Origin of the sequence: Pseudanabaena sp. CCNP1317, from assembly GCF_034931345.1 — a bacterium.
GTDB lineage: Bacteria > Cyanobacteriota > Cyanobacteriia > Pseudanabaenales > Pseudanabaenaceae > Pseudanabaena > Pseudanabaena galeata.
On sequence record NZ_JAYGIF010000057.1, the window covers coordinates 1 to 16,129 of the forward strand.

Consider the following 16,129-nt stretch of genomic DNA (forward strand, 5'->3'; position numbering starts at 1 on the left):
AGTAGTTTTTTCTTCTCGTCTTCTGAAAATTCGATTGTAATCATGAATTAATTTTGGCGGCAGTATTAAATTCTTTAGCCGATTATCCCATTTTCTCAAAGCTCAAGTTCTGACCGTCTAAAGTATATCTACCGCCTCTCCTGATGGGGAACCTTGGGTTAGTCCAGTCTTTTTTGCCTTTGATCGGCAGTGGCATCTGTATTGGTGTTCAGCCGTTGCATCTAAACACTCACAGAACATTGAGCAAAATCAAGGAAAGGTAGCAGTTGCTATTTTCGATTCAACAGTTGCAGAGGCTACTGGGAAAGGTTTGTACTTTTATGGAACTGCTCGGCAAGTGCAAAGAGAATTATTACCTGTAGTAATTGAATTGACTTATCAACGGTCTAGCAAGCTCAGGAAAATGAAAACTGCTGAAGATTTTGCGGCTCATCTGGGTTTGAGGGGTAAATGGTACAGTGTCGATACAATTATTGGCGACATGGTAGGGCTGTAACTGTTGCTCCGAGAGGATTCTGATTACTATTAGCTGTGCTTATCCCCATGAACCCAGAAGAGCCGATTTTGCTGTGGATTCAGTCCGTCAACTATATCAATTTGTACCTGAAAAAGCATGGCTTACGGGAGAAAGACTACCTGTTGGCGATCATCTTGTTGATACTAAAACTGCGATTGATTTGAAGTGGTGCAATCTACAAGAAAAGCTATATAGAAATTAAATGTACGGTTTGGATCTCGTTGTTCTAGTAGAAAATCGAAACAACATTTTCTACTAGAACAAGTGTAAATATAGACAGTGCTTTGAAAGTGTTAATAATCCAAACTAAAAGACCGTCTCAATCTAATTGAGACGGTCTTTTAATATTACAGTTTCCAATCGATTAGGGTATGCAAAACACCTAATAGGTGTATTCCCAACAATTTAATATGATTAAAGCAGTTTCTTAGTTATATCGACAAAATCAACTTCTTCATACTCAGTTAATTTAAAGGCTTTTTGTATTCCTACGAAGGACGTTTTTATTTCAGATTCTGCACTGGTCAAAGCAAATTTCCGTCTCATCGGAACCTGCATCGGACACCAAAAAATGATGATTAATTTTGAAGTTTGGCGAGGAGGGTTTTCATTGGTTTCATACTCAAAGTCATAGACAACAATCGCAACATCTGCCTTGGGAAGTTCAGATTTAATGTCATCAAAGTTATGATTTTTATCACCTGAACCTCGAAATTCAAGTGTTGAATTGTCAGAGCTTAATCCAAATAAAATATAAGAATAATCTCGTTCTATCTTTACTTTATTGAATAGTTCTATGTTTTCATCACTAATAGTTAAAGAAGCCATTGATAATTATCCATATTTCTTGCATCTGACAATGAATATAGCATTGTTTTTCAATCGCAGGATAAATAATTGTACTCAATAAAGATTATATGAATTGTTACAAATTGAGGTTTCCAATCGGTCTATCCCCTAGCGAGTAGGGGATAGACCGAACCGTTTCAGTCTTTGTCGGCGATCGCACTTTGTAACGATTAGCGATCCTGCATTAAAACAAGTTCAAAAACTCAGTTACCACTAATTCGGCATCCTTGCGACAGTCACTAGCCGTAAACCTTGCAGTTGCAATACTTTCTCGCAACAGAACGCGATCGCGTACATAGTCCCGTTCGGTATTGCCTTGCTGTTGATGGTGTTTACCATCGACCTCTAGGGATATGCACTTACCTTTGTGAAATACCAGAAAATCGACCTCCAATCTGCCCGTCATCGTCATGTCCGATACAGGTGAGCTATTGCCACTAATCCGACCTCTGGCATTAGCAAAAAACAATACACCCCGTTTATCCAACTGTTCCGCAATCTTGATTTCGACAGCAGATCGAAAATACATCCCTCCCCATTCCATCGGTGGGTTAACATCGGCATTGGGACTCTGACCTTGTGCGGGTTGCTGTCCGCCCACAACTAGCGCCGATGACTTGGTAATCGTTTCAATTTTCTGCTTAATGCGATCGTCAAAAAATAATCGCCATAGGTGCTGACTACCTGATCCATTAGGCTGACCGATATAGGCTAGATGCAAATATTCATGCAACTCGACATAGAAACTAGGCTTAGTCCGCCTGTATAGCCACTCATTGACCTTTTTCCTTAACTTAGAACGATCTAAGTCTGGCTTTTGATACAGGTCTATGAATATGTCTAGCAATTTACTAGTCGGTACTTCGATAAAGTTAGGCAGCTTGCCGCCTATGGGAACTAGGCTAGAACTAACTCTATGTTCCACACCTTCAGGACTAAATTCTGTCATCAATCCCCTGCCAAATAAGTTTGTCGATAATTTGCCCCTGCCATTTGCGCCGCCTCTGCCTCTGTCCACTGCTTCATATTTAGCAAGTCCTCTATACCGCTAAACTGCCTTAGCTCTAAGTCATCCCCTATAACCTCGGCAATGATTTGGGCGATCGCCTTACAGCAACTTTGTGGACACCGTGCAACTTGCTCCTCGGCAAACCTAATCACTAACCAATTCTTAGCAAGAAAGTGGTTATTTCGCTTGATATCTTTGGACGCACCTTCAAAATGTGTGGGTGTGACAGTCCCATGCACATACGGCTCGTCAATCTCAATGTCGATATACAAACTCAGCGAGCGATCGATATAGGTAAAGTCTGGACTATAGAGATTATAGGGAGGCTTAAATTGATTAGTGGATGTCAGCCTACGGTGAATCCTGCCCCTGAAATGATGGTTGAGGTGAGCATACAGTTTATTTTCTAAAAAACCCTCTTGAGCCGTGCTATTTTCACCGTCATGAGGTTCTGTCTGTCTGAAAGCTAGTAATAACTGCTCTTGCTGATATCTGGCTATATTTTCAGGACTGTTAATCTTTGCCACTTCCTCACTGTGATTAATTTTCGCCGCTTGATACTGTTTTTCAAGACTTGGATATTGCCGCACATAGTCATCATGCTCCCGCTTGCGTTGGGGAAAGCTTTGATTCATTGTCCATGCAGCATAGGCGATCGCTGCCATGCTAAGTAAACCAGTGACAGCCCCTAAAACAAGATTAATGAAAACAAATATCACTGACACAGCAAAGCCAATAGTTGCGTAAGTTATCAGTGCATTGGTGTCATAGGGTTGCGGTGGTGACGATGGTTTATTTGGGGCGATCGCGCTAAACAGTGGAACGATCGGCATAGCATTTTTGGCGCGTAGGATGCGATCGGGGACTAAGAAAATTGGAAATGTGGACATTAGCTATTTTTTATTGTGTTTTTGTCTAGCTCGGTCAAACTGGCGGCGTTTCCATCGGTAGGTATTGCTTCTGAGTGAGATTAGTTGATTGAAAGCATCTATCAGGAAGTCTAGAAATTGCCGAAAGGGCGATCGCTTTTTCATGGTGGTTTTCTACCAGAACAGATTTTTTTCTACCAGAACAGATCGATTTACTCAGACTCCAAACACTCAGCGATCGCAAGTACGCACTTTCTAACTCAGCAAATCAACCAACTCAGCCTTAGTTTTTTTGCTATAACCTTTAAGTTTTTTATCCTTAGCCATAGCTTTAAGCTCGGTAAGACTCAAAGAATCAAGAGATTGAATTGGCTTAGGTGCATTGACCTCAACTGGTTCTTTTACACTCTTAACATTGAGAGTAAATACTTCTTTGAGGGCATCCAATTTTTTGCCCTTAGTAATGCCACACTTCAGCTTAGTCAACTCATCAAGGCTTTTCCAGTTCTGTCTTGGTGCTTCGGCAATACGGTTGACGGCAACTAATAACTTAAAGCCTTTTAAAGCACTATTAGGTTTCTCAGAGACATACTCTAAAGCTCCTTGGATCTGCTCGTAGGAAGCAGTAGCAAGGTCTAGCTTGGGAACAATCTCTCTAGCCAATACCTTGGTGAGATATTCTGCACTTTCATCATGGTCAACGATGACACACCAAGCCTTTTCTAGTCCCGCATTTTCTGCCGCCGCATAGATAAAGGAGTTCGCTACGACCACATACTCACCCTTGCTGACCTCTTTGACGATCACAGGAATCCAGTTCTTGCCGCCAGACTGTTTGAGAGCTTCAGAAACTACATCAAGCAGGAATTGAGGTGCATCGGTGGGTTCTGGGACAGTAATCTCATGTAGCCACAAATGCATTAATTGGATGTTATTAGTCATTAGATGAAATACTCCTTAGCTAAAGCTTGATAATATTCTCTGGCAGTTTTATTGGCATAGACAGCAGGAATATTGGAAAATCCTGCACTAGCGATCGCCGCAAAGCTTGGCATCGTAAATATATGCTTATCCTTCTTAGCTGGTTGCCAATAGCAACGAGGATAAAAGTAATGGGTTAGGTCAAACTTTTCCTCTTTTTTGGTTTTTTCAATTAACTTGTCAATCAAATGTACCGCAGCCTCCCGTTGTGGCTCAGTCATACGTTCACCATTGAAGAAAACAGGCAATACCTTGGGACTGCCTGTTTTGCGCTCCCGCCTAATCTGGGGAATTAACTGTGAAATCGCTTGGGCAGCATTTTTGATAGAGAGAAAGTTGTTGTGCTGAATTGGGGTAAATACCACATCAGCAGCATAGACAGCACTCTGGCTAAAATATTGCCAATTGGGAGGGGCATCGATCAGGATGTAGTCATATTTGTCTCTAAAAAATTCGTCAATCAACTCGCCGAGCCTTTCTTTCTTCGCGCTTCTCTGGATGCCTCCATAACCATCTGATTTAGCTAGGTCATCATCGGCGGGTAATACATCAAACCCAAACTCTTGACCTTTCTTAGTTTTTAGTCGAAATTCCTGCACTGCTTGCACTGGATCGAGGCGGCGATCGTCTAAGCACTTGTACAAAGTTACTGACTTGGCAGGACGTTGCAAATATTGGGTGAGATCTCGTTGATTAGGGTCAAAGTCAATCACTAAAACCTTTTTGCCAAGCAAGTTAAGAATACTGGCTAGATTGATCGTGGTTGTGGTTTTGCCCACACCTCCCTTGTTGTTGTAAACAGCTACCACAAGGGCTTTTGATGGGTTCTCAATCTTGTGCCGAATTAGGCTCACTGTTTCATCTAAATTAGTTTCATCGGTTGCCAAGCATTCTGTCACAGGAAAAACCACCTTGCCATGCTTGCGAAATAGTTGCCAGTGTTTGCTATTGGTGATCAGTCCCCACTGAGCGCTATGGCTATTGGGAGAGAGTAGATACCCATGCAATTGCCTGACCGTTGAAAAATATTGAGCAGATGGTGGAGCTAAATTGACATCTCGTCCCTTTAGTTCTACGAGCAGATAGGGATTGGACTTCGTTTCTAAAAATATGTCTCCCTCCCGATTGTATCTAGCAGCAAAATCAACGGCTTTACCAGCAGGGCTAGTCTGAAACTCTGGGATTCTCTCCCTTTGATTAAATCCCAATGTGTCAAATAACTGAGCCACCACAAAATTTGTGGTAACGACAGACTCTTGTGCCTCTGTTGGCAAGTCTTTCCATGATTGAAGTAACGGTGATATGGTCATTTTTAAGTTGTGATAATTGAAAATTCCTGAAGCCTTAAACTTATTCCTCCAAACACTCCACTACTGCATTCAACTCAGCCATCCCTCGCACTAAGCGATCGCGCAAAGCATCGTCAAGCTTGGGATTTTGCAAAGCAACCTCTTGGATAGCGGCTAACCATTTTGCGATCGGGACATGGCTAACGGCGGCGCGAAGCCCCATATTGGTGAGTATTGCAAGGTGAAAGCTTGTCATGTCTTGATAGGCAAAGCCATAGTAGCCATTGATGAACTCTAGTTTGTCGGGGGTGTATTCGCGGTACTGATCGAGGGTGATTGGGGTGCGATCGAGTTGGGGTTGGGGAAGTGGTGGTTTAGCCATGAGTTTTTTTAGAGTTTGAGAATGTAAATTTATTGACAAAGTGTTACGCTTTCAAGTCTTGCTATTTTCAAGTTACTTCCATCCTTAGCTAATTTAAACTTACTCTTTCTACAGTAATTATTTTTACTTTCAACAAATTTGCTATCTTGATAGTAAAGATATGTACCTACAACAAAAACATCCACATAAAATCCGTTGTCTTTCTTAGATATAAATTGGCGAATTATTCTAGAATTTTGATAGCCATACACAAGATAAGCATTTTTATTTTTTAACTGATTAACTAACTTTTCTGTCTCTTTATACCTCTCGCCAATTATGTATTTTTTTGATTCTTCTAAGTTGTAAGATGTCCCATAAAGACTATTAAGAAATTTAATATCATAATAATTTAATATTAGTTGATTTACTTCTGATTCTTTAGGAGCCTCTAGGAACTCATAAACTATATTCTGATTGAAGAAACCAGAAAATGAATTGCCGACATTTTTGGTTAAATTGCTGGTGTCAATAAATCGAATCAATAGTATTCCTTGAAAAATTATTAGCGAGCAGCCAATTAGAAAAAAAATATTTTTAGTTTTTTTGGAAAATGGAATAAGTTCCCAACTAACAATATCTACACCTATTTTTATATTGCCAAAACGTAGAGCTATAAACACAAGTCCAGTTGTAAACCAAGGAAATTTACTCCACATTGACACGAAAAATTCTTTAGCCCAATTTATGTCCATTAATTTTTGAAGTTATAAAGTTAATTAATTACTAGGCTTAAACCACTCATAGCAAACCAGTTGTTTCATATCAGTTACTCCTCAAATCATCTAAAAACTCTGAAGCAGGATCGACACCTGTAACTAACAGGTAATCTCTCGCACGGGTACAAGCAACGTAGAGCAAATGCCTTTCAGTGTTGTAAACCTCCTCTAAGTCCGATTCATCGCCAACGCTTTCGACTCGCTCCTGTAGTGGTAAAACCTCGTCATCGCAAGCCATGACAGCTACAGCCCTAAACTCTAAACCTTTGGCTAGGTGCATGGTGCTAACTGCAATACGTCCCTCGGCAAAAGATAACCGATCGCTTAATTCAACAGGCTTTATACCAGCTTCCATGACTGCGGCGATCGCTCTTTCGATTTGAGGTTTATCACGCACGAATACACCGATTTCTTCGGGTTGAACACCGTTAGCTAAATGCTTGGCAATCCATTGAGCAACGTATTCGCTCTCTGCATCTTCGTCATCTAAGATTTGGATTGTGGGCGCTATGCCATTGAACACAGAAATAGTATCTTTGCGTTGTTCTTGGTTGCCGTCCACATCAGCTATAGAACTAGGCAATAGGCGATCGGCAATAGAACGGATTTGGTGTGAGGTGCGGTAATTGATCGTGAGAGTTTGCGATCGCCCCCTAATATCAACACCCAAAGACTTCCACGAAAAAGGCTGTTGAAATATGCGCTGTCCTAAGTCACCTGTAAAAAATAAGCTGTCAGGTCTTTGTGTGCCGATCACTGCCAAGAAACGAAGCTCGGCAATACCCATGTCTTGACATTCATCAACGATCGCAAACTGGAATGGGTAAGCATTAGTTCGGCTAAGAGAATCGGTTACGGTACGGAAAACTCCCGACCATGTAATTAGATTTTGCGATCGCAACCAATTTCTGACCTCTTGAAACACTTCCCAGAGTATTTCCCGTTGTTTGCTGCCTAGCTTAGTCTTTCTGCCTAAACGGGTGACATCTCGATAGTCTTCCCATGTGTCCAGTTGCCAAGCATCAACAACATCATTCCATTCATCCCATAGCAATGACTCAGAAAATTTACGGTTAGGGTTTTGAGTAGCGATCGCCACTAACTTAGCCCGCACTTTGATCGGATCAGCAATTTTGAAATTGCCTAAAGGCTTGTAAAGCTCCCATGCAATATCTTGAATCGCACTAACTTTAATGCGACTAATCACCTTAGCATCGTTACCAATTAACCTGTCTAGCTTGATTTGCAAAGCATTGGCTAGGGCTGGCGAAAAGGTAGTTAGCAATAGTTGGGCGTTGGGGTATTTACGAGCTAAGAATACGGCGCGATGTATAGCAACGATAGTTTTACCCGTTCCTGCCGAACCAGACACACGGGCAGCACCGCTATAGTCTCGTCCGACTAGCGATCGCTGACTGGGATGCAAAAATACAGTCCACTTTTCCCAAGGATAATCAAGAGCCTGTTGCAGTTCTTCGGCATTGGACATAATGCGGAAGCGACGCTGTGCGTCAGGATGATCGAAGGGGTTGACTGCAACTGTCGGAATAATCGGTTTAGGTTTGCCGCCTGTGGCAATCTCTAGCAATGCTTCGGCTGCCTCTTGGGGTAAGCGATCGACAATATCGAAAAGTCGATCTTCATCGGCAATTCTGACATCAGACAGCCATTCTAGGGGGATGCCATAACTAAGCAAGTCATCATCGGAGATATGGGCAAATAGCAGGGATTTTTGAACACCTCTGATAATTGACTTTTTAACGATGACTTCTTCAACGGTTTCGCGTACTTCGACAAGTTGGGCGGCTCCCGTTCTAGGGTGGTTTTCAATTTTGCGGCGACTTGCCCACGCATAAGCATCGTCATGGTGATCGACATAGCAAAGTAACAAGCTGTTTTCGGTGCGATGCACGATTAATCGCAGGTCAAGATTTACAGCGATCGAGCAGAAATTTTGATCTTTGGTGCGATCGAGTTTGTGATAGCGCAAACTGGGGCTACTGGGGTTTAGTTGCAAGTCAAAAGCAGTCATTTTCACGGCTTTCTGTTCTTGTCCAGTAAGCTTGCTGAGGCTATCGGTGAAGGTGTCGGCGATACGAAATTCCATAGTTTTCAATTGGACAATTACGAATATGTTTTAGTCTCTTTTTTTTACAATCTTCGATATAAGTCCTCGTCGAATTCGATGAATTTTGTTATCTTTCTCAGTGTCGTTAACCAGTTGTTTTTTAATGAGAACTTTTTCCTCAGATGGAGAGATTACTTTTAAAATTGCATCTAGTTTTGAACCTTCTTCAATCTGAAAAGATCCGCAAAAATGAAGATTGTCTAGTAATCTCCATATTGATTTTTCGGCATTATCCTCATCATCATAAACGTTTTCGATTTCATCAGTATCACGATTATCAAGATCCTGTTTAATAGCTTTATCGCCTTTTTTAAGTTCAAATGATTCGCTTTTCTGCCATCTATCATTCATAAACTCAAATTGCGTGAATTCATTTAGGAGGGTTATAGGAGTTTCATATTTTGAGGAAAAATGAGAATCAAAATTATTTGCGTTTATTTCCTGAATATCATCCCCTATGACAAATGTTGCGTAGTGGTGGAAATCTCTTATTATATTTTCAAAAGTCTCTTTGTCAGGCTTTAGTCTGAAATCAACAAATCTTTTGCCTTGCCTCAAGCAATAGTATCCGTCGTCAAAAGTTTGGAATTCTGTAGCTTTCTTGTTTGATGCGCGAAGTCCTCCACTGTTATAGACTTCTCCATGTAGAAGAAACTGCTTATTACTCTGCAAACTATTCATCAGAAAAACCATTTTTTTACCTTCAGGGAAGATTTTAGAATTTGGCTTGTTATTATCTAAAATAAGATGAATAAACGAAGTAGATAATAATGGATGTTCTGGAGATTCTATACAATTAGCTCGTAGATAAAATAATGAATCTTCTTGTCTTCGAGTTATTTTATATATTCTTTCGTGAAGTGGATCAGGAATGATTTGTTCACAGTCTTGTTTGATTTTCTCTAACAAATATTTGATTTCAGTGTAGATATCACTATTTTTATCAACACAAATCTCTAGAGATGTTTCAATATTTTTGCCAATTAGTGATCTGTCAGTCCAATTATGACTACCAATCCAAATACTTGCCAAATCATCAGGTAAATCAAACAAAAGGACTTTAGAGTGTAATAAATTCCTGTTAGTTGGCTTTTTATCTGTACCATCCCAAACTAGGGATTCAGTATAAAAATATAGATTACAAGACTGCTTTGCAAGTTTACATAGTTCATCTATATCTGTTGGCAAAGAAATATCAACACAAGCAAAAGAATCTTTTTTCTTTAAGACTTCAATTAAATCGTCCCCAAAGTAATCATTTGGAATTGTCCAATAGGCTACCGCCATTCGTAGGCATTCCGCTTGTTTGATAAGCTCTTTCAGTCTAGGCTTTACATTGTTATGTAATGTGGCGCTATGTAAAGTAGTTGTAGTTTCCATAATTGTTCTCCTGTATTTTTTAATTAACATTAAACACTTTCATCACTTCATCGCCAAGATGATTGATCACCTTAACCGCAATGCGTCCAGACTTAGGCTTAGCAAAGGGTCTAGATGTATCGCTGTAAAGACTTGACCATGCTTCTTCGTCAATCTCGGCTTTGAGGGTGGTTTTGAGAGATTTATATGGGTCACTCGCACCTAAGAAATAGGCATGACGGACAAAGAAGCTTTCTTCGTTGTAGTCGGTGTCTATGAACCAACAGGCGATTTCATCGGCATTGCTAGACCTGACTTCACCAGATTGAGGATGAAAGACATCTACACCGTGAATCTTGACCTGTAACTTGCCATCGTCAAGCGGGGTGATATCAATATCAGGCTCACCAAAGATGACAAATAGGTTTCCTGCCCCTGTATTTTTGAGATCATTTGCCATGTGCAGATCGGCATTCATCCGAGCCTTGAGGATCGGGATGCGACCTAGTTTGTTAAATTCGGCTGAGTGAGCGTCATAGTTAAAGGCACAGGCAATCAGGACATCAAAGCCAATGTCACCCGCTTCTCTAGCGGCGGCAACTAGATCGGGACGGGACACTGTGCCAAATTCAGAACCGATGAAAATACCTGCGCGTTTTTCTTTGTCGTTTTCACCTTCGACATAACGACCTTCAGCACAGATGTATTGACTGGGAAAGGGTACAAGCGATGTGAAATTGATCTTGTCTTCTTTGTGGGCTTGTTGCACACCAGAGGTTTTGAGGTTTTCCAGAATCACATTTACAAAGTCGATTTCGCCATTGTCTTTTGGCTTTGCATCTGGATCGATGAGGTCATCATTTTCATCAACAGCTAAGACTCTGTGAGGTGACAAACTTTCTACTGTGAATGGGCCAGCTACCCGTACCGTGTTTTTATCTTCATAGGGCTTGTCATAGAGAAATTCTTGATCGGCTTTAGCCGCAATGGACGCATCAATTTCTTTCTGTTTGGCGATGCGATTTTCCCACCAGTCACTATGCAATTGCTTGGCTTTGTCCGACCATTTCGCATCAACCTCACGGGGTATTTCCCACTCTTCCCAAGATTTGCTTAGTTCTTGATTCAATGCTCCGCGCAAAAGTTCGAGCTTGGTTTGGTATGACTCCCAAATGGTATCTATTTCGGTATTATTGGCAATGGATTTAAGCGTGATGTGGGGAACGCGATCGTACACAAAACCTAAGCGGATGTTGCCATGTGTCGGGCTGTCGGATGGCATGGTACGAGTAATTGATGCCTCTTTTTGCTGACCTTCGGGACTGTCGGCTAGGATGTAATAGGGGTAGCGTGCGCCCATGATTCTGGCTCTGGCTAGAGCTAGGGCTACGCGAGATGTATCAATGGTAATCCAGCGTCTTCCCCATTGTTCGGCAACATAGGCGGTAGTTCCTGAACCACAGGTGGGATCTAAGACTAGATCGCCGGGGTCTGTTGCCATTAGGATACAACGCTCAATTACTTTTTCCATAGTTTGGACTACATAGGTTTTATTCGATGCTCCAGATGTATCAGTCCATAGGTTATTAATTCTTGAAACGGGGTAGTCATCTATGAAAAATCTATAGCGTAGATTAGTATTCTCTACACCAACTCTATCTGCGTAAAGAAGTCTACGCATCCCTTCTTCAGTTGTCGCCCAGCATCCTCCTTTTGGTGTTTGGTATACTTTCCCGTTGTGATTGACACTGAAAAAGCCCCCTGTAAAAGTGCCTGACGGTTTTAGTGTTTGGTGACTATAGACTCTACTCTTTATTGGCAAAAGTTTATGGCTATGAAATTCATCACTTGATAGAGTTCGATCTACTCCATTGCTAAGTCTTACATAATTCCATCGTGAAGCACTTTCTACATTTTTAAAAGAAAAAATTTCTCTGAATTTTGTTTTTTCAGAATTTTGAGAATACCAGATTATATAGTCTGACATTCCCTCAATATATCGAGCACCAAAAGGCATATTTTTCTTTCTAAAGGTAATTAAACCAATGAAATTCTCATCCCCAAACACCTCATCCATCAAAGCCCTAACCCGATGCACATTCTCATCGCCAATCTGCACAAAAATAGAACCACTATCCGTTAATAAATCCCTCGCTACCGTCAAGCGATCGCGCAAATAAGTCAAATAAGAATGAATCCCATCGCGCCAAGTGTCCCGAAAAGCTTTTACCTGTTCAGGTTCGCGAGTAATTTGCTTTTTATCCCCATCTTTCACGTCGCGGCTAGTTGTTGACCATTGAAAATTTGAATTGAACTTAATCCCATAGGGCGGATCGAAATAGATACATTGCACCTTACCGCGCAAACCCTCACGCTCGGCTAGGCTTGCCATTACCTGAAGGCTATCCCCTAAAATCATGCGATTTGTCCAGTTCGCATCGTGCTTATAAAATTCCGTTGCCGTTGCATCCTTCGGCAACCCATTAAAGTCTGCAAACAAATCTAACTGCGTATCTTGAGTTGCCTCCGATCGCTCCTGACTCTGGCGGCGCAAATCGTCAACGATCGCCTTCGGATGTACCTTTTCTTGAATGTAAAGCGGTGGAGCCGACACAACCAAATCTGACCAGTCCTGCTCGTCTTTGCCGCGCCAAACCAACTGCGGATCGAGATCGCGATTGCGGCGATCGTAGGCAACACGGATCGGGCTTTTCTCATCATCTGCCATTACTGACTGATGCTCTGCTGTGGGAATGTTGCGCCGCTTGGCTTCTTCGTGTTTGATGGTTTCGATTTGTTTGGATTGCTTGGTGTTTTTTCGTGGAGCCATGATTTTAATTTGCGAAATATTGACTGGATAGAATTACTTAAAAGCTTTAATCATCAAGCACTTGAGCCGATTTGTACTAAAGTATCAACTAGCTTGTGAAAATCTGAGTCAATCTCAAATACTGATGTAAATTCTGCAAATTGCCAACGTCCGAACTTGCCTAAATTATTCACCCCTGGAATCCAGTAAGTTTTCATCGTATTGGCTTTGTCCTTAGCATCTTCGCCGCGATACCCTTTTATTTCGACTATTAAATTCATTAAGTCATCGTGTCCATCATCGATCTGTACGATGAAATCTGGGATATAGCGGCGCTGAGTTGAGCCATTGAGATAGGGAACTTCTAAACCTAAGCCTTGATTTTTGACATAACTGCGGACTCTGGGATGAGATTCGGCAACACGGGCAAATTCAGATTCCCAATCGCTATCGCAAACTACCCAATTGACATGACTTTTGTTGGGTGCTGTCTTCCATAGAGTCTGTTTTGAGGTGTTAAAACTGACATGACTAGTTGAGCCTGTGGGGTTATAAGCGTCAAGAATTGCTTTTATTGGGCGATCGCCAATCATTGTCTCTGTGATTGCTGCTTTGATGCGATCGCAAGCCATATTTGCAATGTCTTGATATAGCAACTGAGCGATATATGTGCCACCAGTACACCGACAATAGCCTCCGTCTAGCCACTGCCTGACAATCCGCTTGAGTTGACCAAAGAGGTGCATTTTTGGCTCTTCCCCAGGGTCACGGTATTTGTTGTAAAGCAAATGCTTAGTCACATGAAACAAAACCGTCGATTGGCGAACACTGTCTAAATGTTTGACATTTAACTCCACTGCTTCACCGATGATGCCTGAATTTTGCGTAACCGTTGCCCCTACAAGTTGGGGATTAAGTTCTAGGACTGAATCTGGATTAAATACTGCTGTCAACTTTTCTTCTGGCAATTCCACGCGATAACCTTCGACACGGGGAAATGTGATTTCTAATTCATCGCGATCGGGACTGACTGCTTCGACATGAATTGTGTTCTTTGGTGGTTTGGACTTAGCAATAACAGGCTTTGCCGTGAAGTCAAAAGGAATCCCCAACACATCGGCGTATTCCACATCAAACAAACCCTCGTCATTGAGTTCATAGGAATAGCGCCGCAAAGCACGACCGATGACCTGTTCACAAAGTAATTGCGTACCAAATGCACGAACTCCTAGAACGTGGGTTACGGTATTGGTATCCCATCCTTCCGTAAGCATGGAAACTGAGACGACACAACGAATTGACTCACCTAACTTACCTTCTTTACCGACAGTGTTCATTACCTCTCGCAGCAAGTCTTGATCGGTCAGTTTTTCCACTTCTGCTGAACCTTTGCGTTGGGCTAACTCGCGGCGAAAGCGATCGATTTCATCGGATGCCATTTCTCGAAAATTGCTATCTAAAGCATCACCTGACTCTAACTGCTCACTGTCAATTAAGAGGGTTCGTGGTCTGGCTAGACGATTACCGAACTCGTCATAGTTACGAAATAGCTCTAGTCTGCCAGCGTGGTATGTGGTTTCATCATCTATTTCTCGGTGAAAACCAGAGATAAAGTCATGGACTAACTTAGATGTCGATGTGTTATTACAAACTACGATAAACACAGGTGGGACTCTAATACCCGTTTCTTGCCACTGGTCATAGGTCTTCTTGTAATGTCCATACAGTGCATCAAGAGCCGTTTGCAATTCAGACGGTAAGCTCAAAGGATCTAAACTGCCTCCCGAACCTCTGCCTTTCTTGGGCATTTTTTTACGGATATGCTCCCAAAGGTTACGAAGCTTGGGCATATCTTCATTTGGCACATTGTCAGATACAGGCACACGGGGCAGTTTGACAATGCCACACTCGATCGCATCCATGAGCGAAAAGTCACTAACTGTCCAAGGAAATAAAGTACCTTCGGCATAGCCAGATCCTCTTAGAAAAAATGGGGTGGCTGATAGGTCATATACCCTATCGACTCCGAGCTTGCGCTTGACTATTTCAATGCCAGAAATCCAAAGTCTTGCAGCCTCGTTGTTTTTCTTGGCTTCGTCCTTGTCATCACCCTTGAGATCATCTATTTCATCGTTATCAGGCTTTTCACGATAGCAATGGTGAGCTTCATCATTGATCACTAAAACATTTTTCATCCCCATTAAGTCGGGCATAACCCTTTGCAGCATCTGCCCTTCAGTTTCTAGGGTTTGCAGTGGTTCATCCCTGCCCTGTAATAGTTTGCGAGTATTTGCAGCAATTTCCCAACGCTCTCGCAGTTTAAATGCGTGGTAATTCGTAATTACAATCTTCGCTTTGGCTATATCCCCTAACATATCGCTAGGGACTAACTCACGGTTGCTGTAGTAGTTATCAGGATGATTAGGTTGCAATATTTGCAAGCGATCGCGGATCGTAATGCCAGGAGTAACAACTAGAAATCCGCGTGTAAACTTCTTACTGGATGGATGACGCGCAGCATTGATGGTCTGCCATGCGATCAACATTGCCATGACTGTTGTTTTACCTGCCCCTGTCGCTAGTTTTAAAGCAACTCGCCATATTTCAGGATTTGCGTCTTTATTTGCTGTTGTGATTTGCTCAATGAAGTTTTGACCTTGCTTACTGAGGGGTGCAACTTCAGCTAACCAAATTGCGGTTTCTATTGCTTCTAGCTGACAAAAGAACGGTCTAACCCCATGAAAATCGTAATGTCGCCAATGTTGTAAAAGCCTTGCTGTTTCTGGGCTAACCTGCCATTTTTCAGGACTAACAATCTTGCGCCATTCACTGACTTTTTCGCGCACACTATTGATAAACAAAGATGTCGCATAGGTTTGGCGATTATTTGAAATATCCTGTTCAGCAAGCAATTCACCCTGATTAAACTTTTGCTTTCTGGGCTTAGGAATCGGACTAATAAATTCCGCAGGTCTGCGACTTTTGATTAATTGGTGAGTTGGTTGTCCAGATTTATCTAGCTCCCAATGCTGTGAAGGGATCTCATAGGGAGAATTGAGAATGGGCTTTTCAAAGAATTGCTGTGCCACTTAAACTTTTTCCACTAGAACCAAATTTTCCACTAGAACCGATATCATCTGATATGCGATCGCACAAAAAAATAATCTCTACAACGAGAG

13 protein-coding genes and 1 pseudogene are annotated in these 16,129 nt (G+C 41.9%); 3 read left to right on the forward strand and 11 right to left on the reverse strand.

Annotated features, from left to right (window positions below; genetic code table 11):
- Positions 1 to 124: 124 nt before the first annotated feature.
- The 3 genes and pseudogenes from VB775_RS26445 to VB775_RS11595 form a co-directional block, all read left to right on the forward strand.
- Positions 125 to 286 (forward strand): annotated as a pseudogene (locus VB775_RS26445) (pyridoxamine 5'-phosphate oxidase family protein); the annotation flags it as partial.
- Positions 287 to 337: 51 nt separating this feature from the next.
- Entirely contained in the window at positions 338 to 496 is a 159-nt protein-coding gene (locus VB775_RS11590; protein WP_281008882.1) for a hypothetical protein, read from the forward strand.
- 73 nt (positions 497 to 569) lie between these two features.
- The gene (locus VB775_RS11595; RefSeq protein ID WP_281008881.1) at positions 570 to 719 is read left to right on the forward strand and encodes a hypothetical protein; all 150 of its coding nucleotides are present in this window, start codon (positions 570 to 572) and stop codon (positions 717 to 719) included.
- 212 nt (positions 720 to 931) lie between these two features.
- Here the strand turns inward: VB775_RS11595 and VB775_RS11600 are convergent, their stop codons facing one another.
- The 11 genes from VB775_RS11600 to VB775_RS11650 form a co-directional block, all read right to left on the reverse strand.
- Positions 932 to 1,345, reverse strand: a complete 414-nt coding sequence (locus VB775_RS11600; protein WP_281008880.1) for a hypothetical protein — start codon at positions 1,343 to 1,345, stop codon at positions 932 to 934.
- 205 nt (positions 1,346 to 1,550) lie between these two features.
- Positions 1,551 to 2,315 (reverse strand): DUF559 domain-containing protein, encoded by a 765-nt coding sequence (locus VB775_RS11605; RefSeq protein WP_281008879.1) that lies wholly within the window; start codon positions 2,313 to 2,315, stop codon positions 1,551 to 1,553.
- Positions 2,315 to 3,265, reverse strand: coding sequence for a hypothetical protein (locus tag VB775_RS11610; RefSeq protein WP_281008878.1), 951 nt, complete (start codon positions 3,263 to 3,265; stop codon positions 2,315 to 2,317). Before VB775_RS11610 ends, VB775_RS11605 begins: the two co-directional genes overlap by 1 nt.
- 234 nt (positions 3,266 to 3,499) lie before the next feature.
- Positions 3,500 to 4,186 (reverse strand): transcription termination factor rho family protein, encoded by a 687-nt coding sequence (locus VB775_RS11615; protein WP_281008877.1) that lies wholly within the window; start codon positions 4,184 to 4,186, stop codon positions 3,500 to 3,502.
- Positions 4,186 to 5,535 carry a ParA family protein gene (locus VB775_RS11620; protein WP_281008876.1) on the reverse strand — a complete coding sequence of 450 codons (1,350 nt, stop codon included), beginning with the start codon at positions 5,533 to 5,535 and terminating at the stop codon, positions 4,186 to 4,188. The genes VB775_RS11615 and VB775_RS11620 overlap by 1 nt, the downstream gene beginning before the upstream one ends.
- A 40-nt stretch (positions 5,536 to 5,575) precedes the next feature.
- The gene (locus VB775_RS11625) at positions 5,576 to 5,896 is read right to left on the reverse strand and encodes a hypothetical protein (RefSeq protein ID WP_281008875.1); all 321 of its coding nucleotides are present in this window, start codon (positions 5,894 to 5,896) and stop codon (positions 5,576 to 5,578) included.
- Positions 5,897 to 5,925: 29 nt separating this feature from the next.
- The gene (locus tag VB775_RS11630; protein ID WP_281008874.1) at positions 5,926 to 6,630 is read right to left on the reverse strand and encodes an IMS domain-containing protein; all 705 of its coding nucleotides are present in this window, start codon (positions 6,628 to 6,630) and stop codon (positions 5,926 to 5,928) included.
- Positions 6,631 to 6,700: 70 nt separating this feature from the next.
- Positions 6,701 to 8,761 (reverse strand): 3'-5' exonuclease, encoded by a 2,061-nt coding sequence (locus VB775_RS11635; RefSeq protein WP_281008873.1) that lies wholly within the window; start codon positions 8,759 to 8,761, stop codon positions 6,701 to 6,703.
- A 30-nt stretch (positions 8,762 to 8,791) separates the two neighbouring features.
- Entirely contained in the window at positions 8,792 to 10,162 is a 1,371-nt protein-coding gene (locus VB775_RS11640; RefSeq protein ID WP_281008872.1) for a hypothetical protein, read from the reverse strand.
- A 19-nt stretch (positions 10,163 to 10,181) separates the two neighbouring features.
- The gene (locus VB775_RS11645; RefSeq protein WP_281008871.1) at positions 10,182 to 12,971 is read right to left on the reverse strand and encodes a site-specific DNA-methyltransferase; all 2,790 of its coding nucleotides are present in this window, start codon (positions 12,969 to 12,971) and stop codon (positions 10,182 to 10,184) included.
- A 53-nt stretch (positions 12,972 to 13,024) separates the two neighbouring features.
- On the reverse strand, positions 13,025 to 16,039 hold the full coding sequence (locus VB775_RS11650) for a BPTD_3080 family restriction endonuclease (protein WP_281008870.1): 3,015 nt from the start codon (positions 16,037 to 16,039) through the stop codon (positions 13,025 to 13,027).
- Positions 16,040 to 16,129 lie beyond the last annotated feature (90 nt).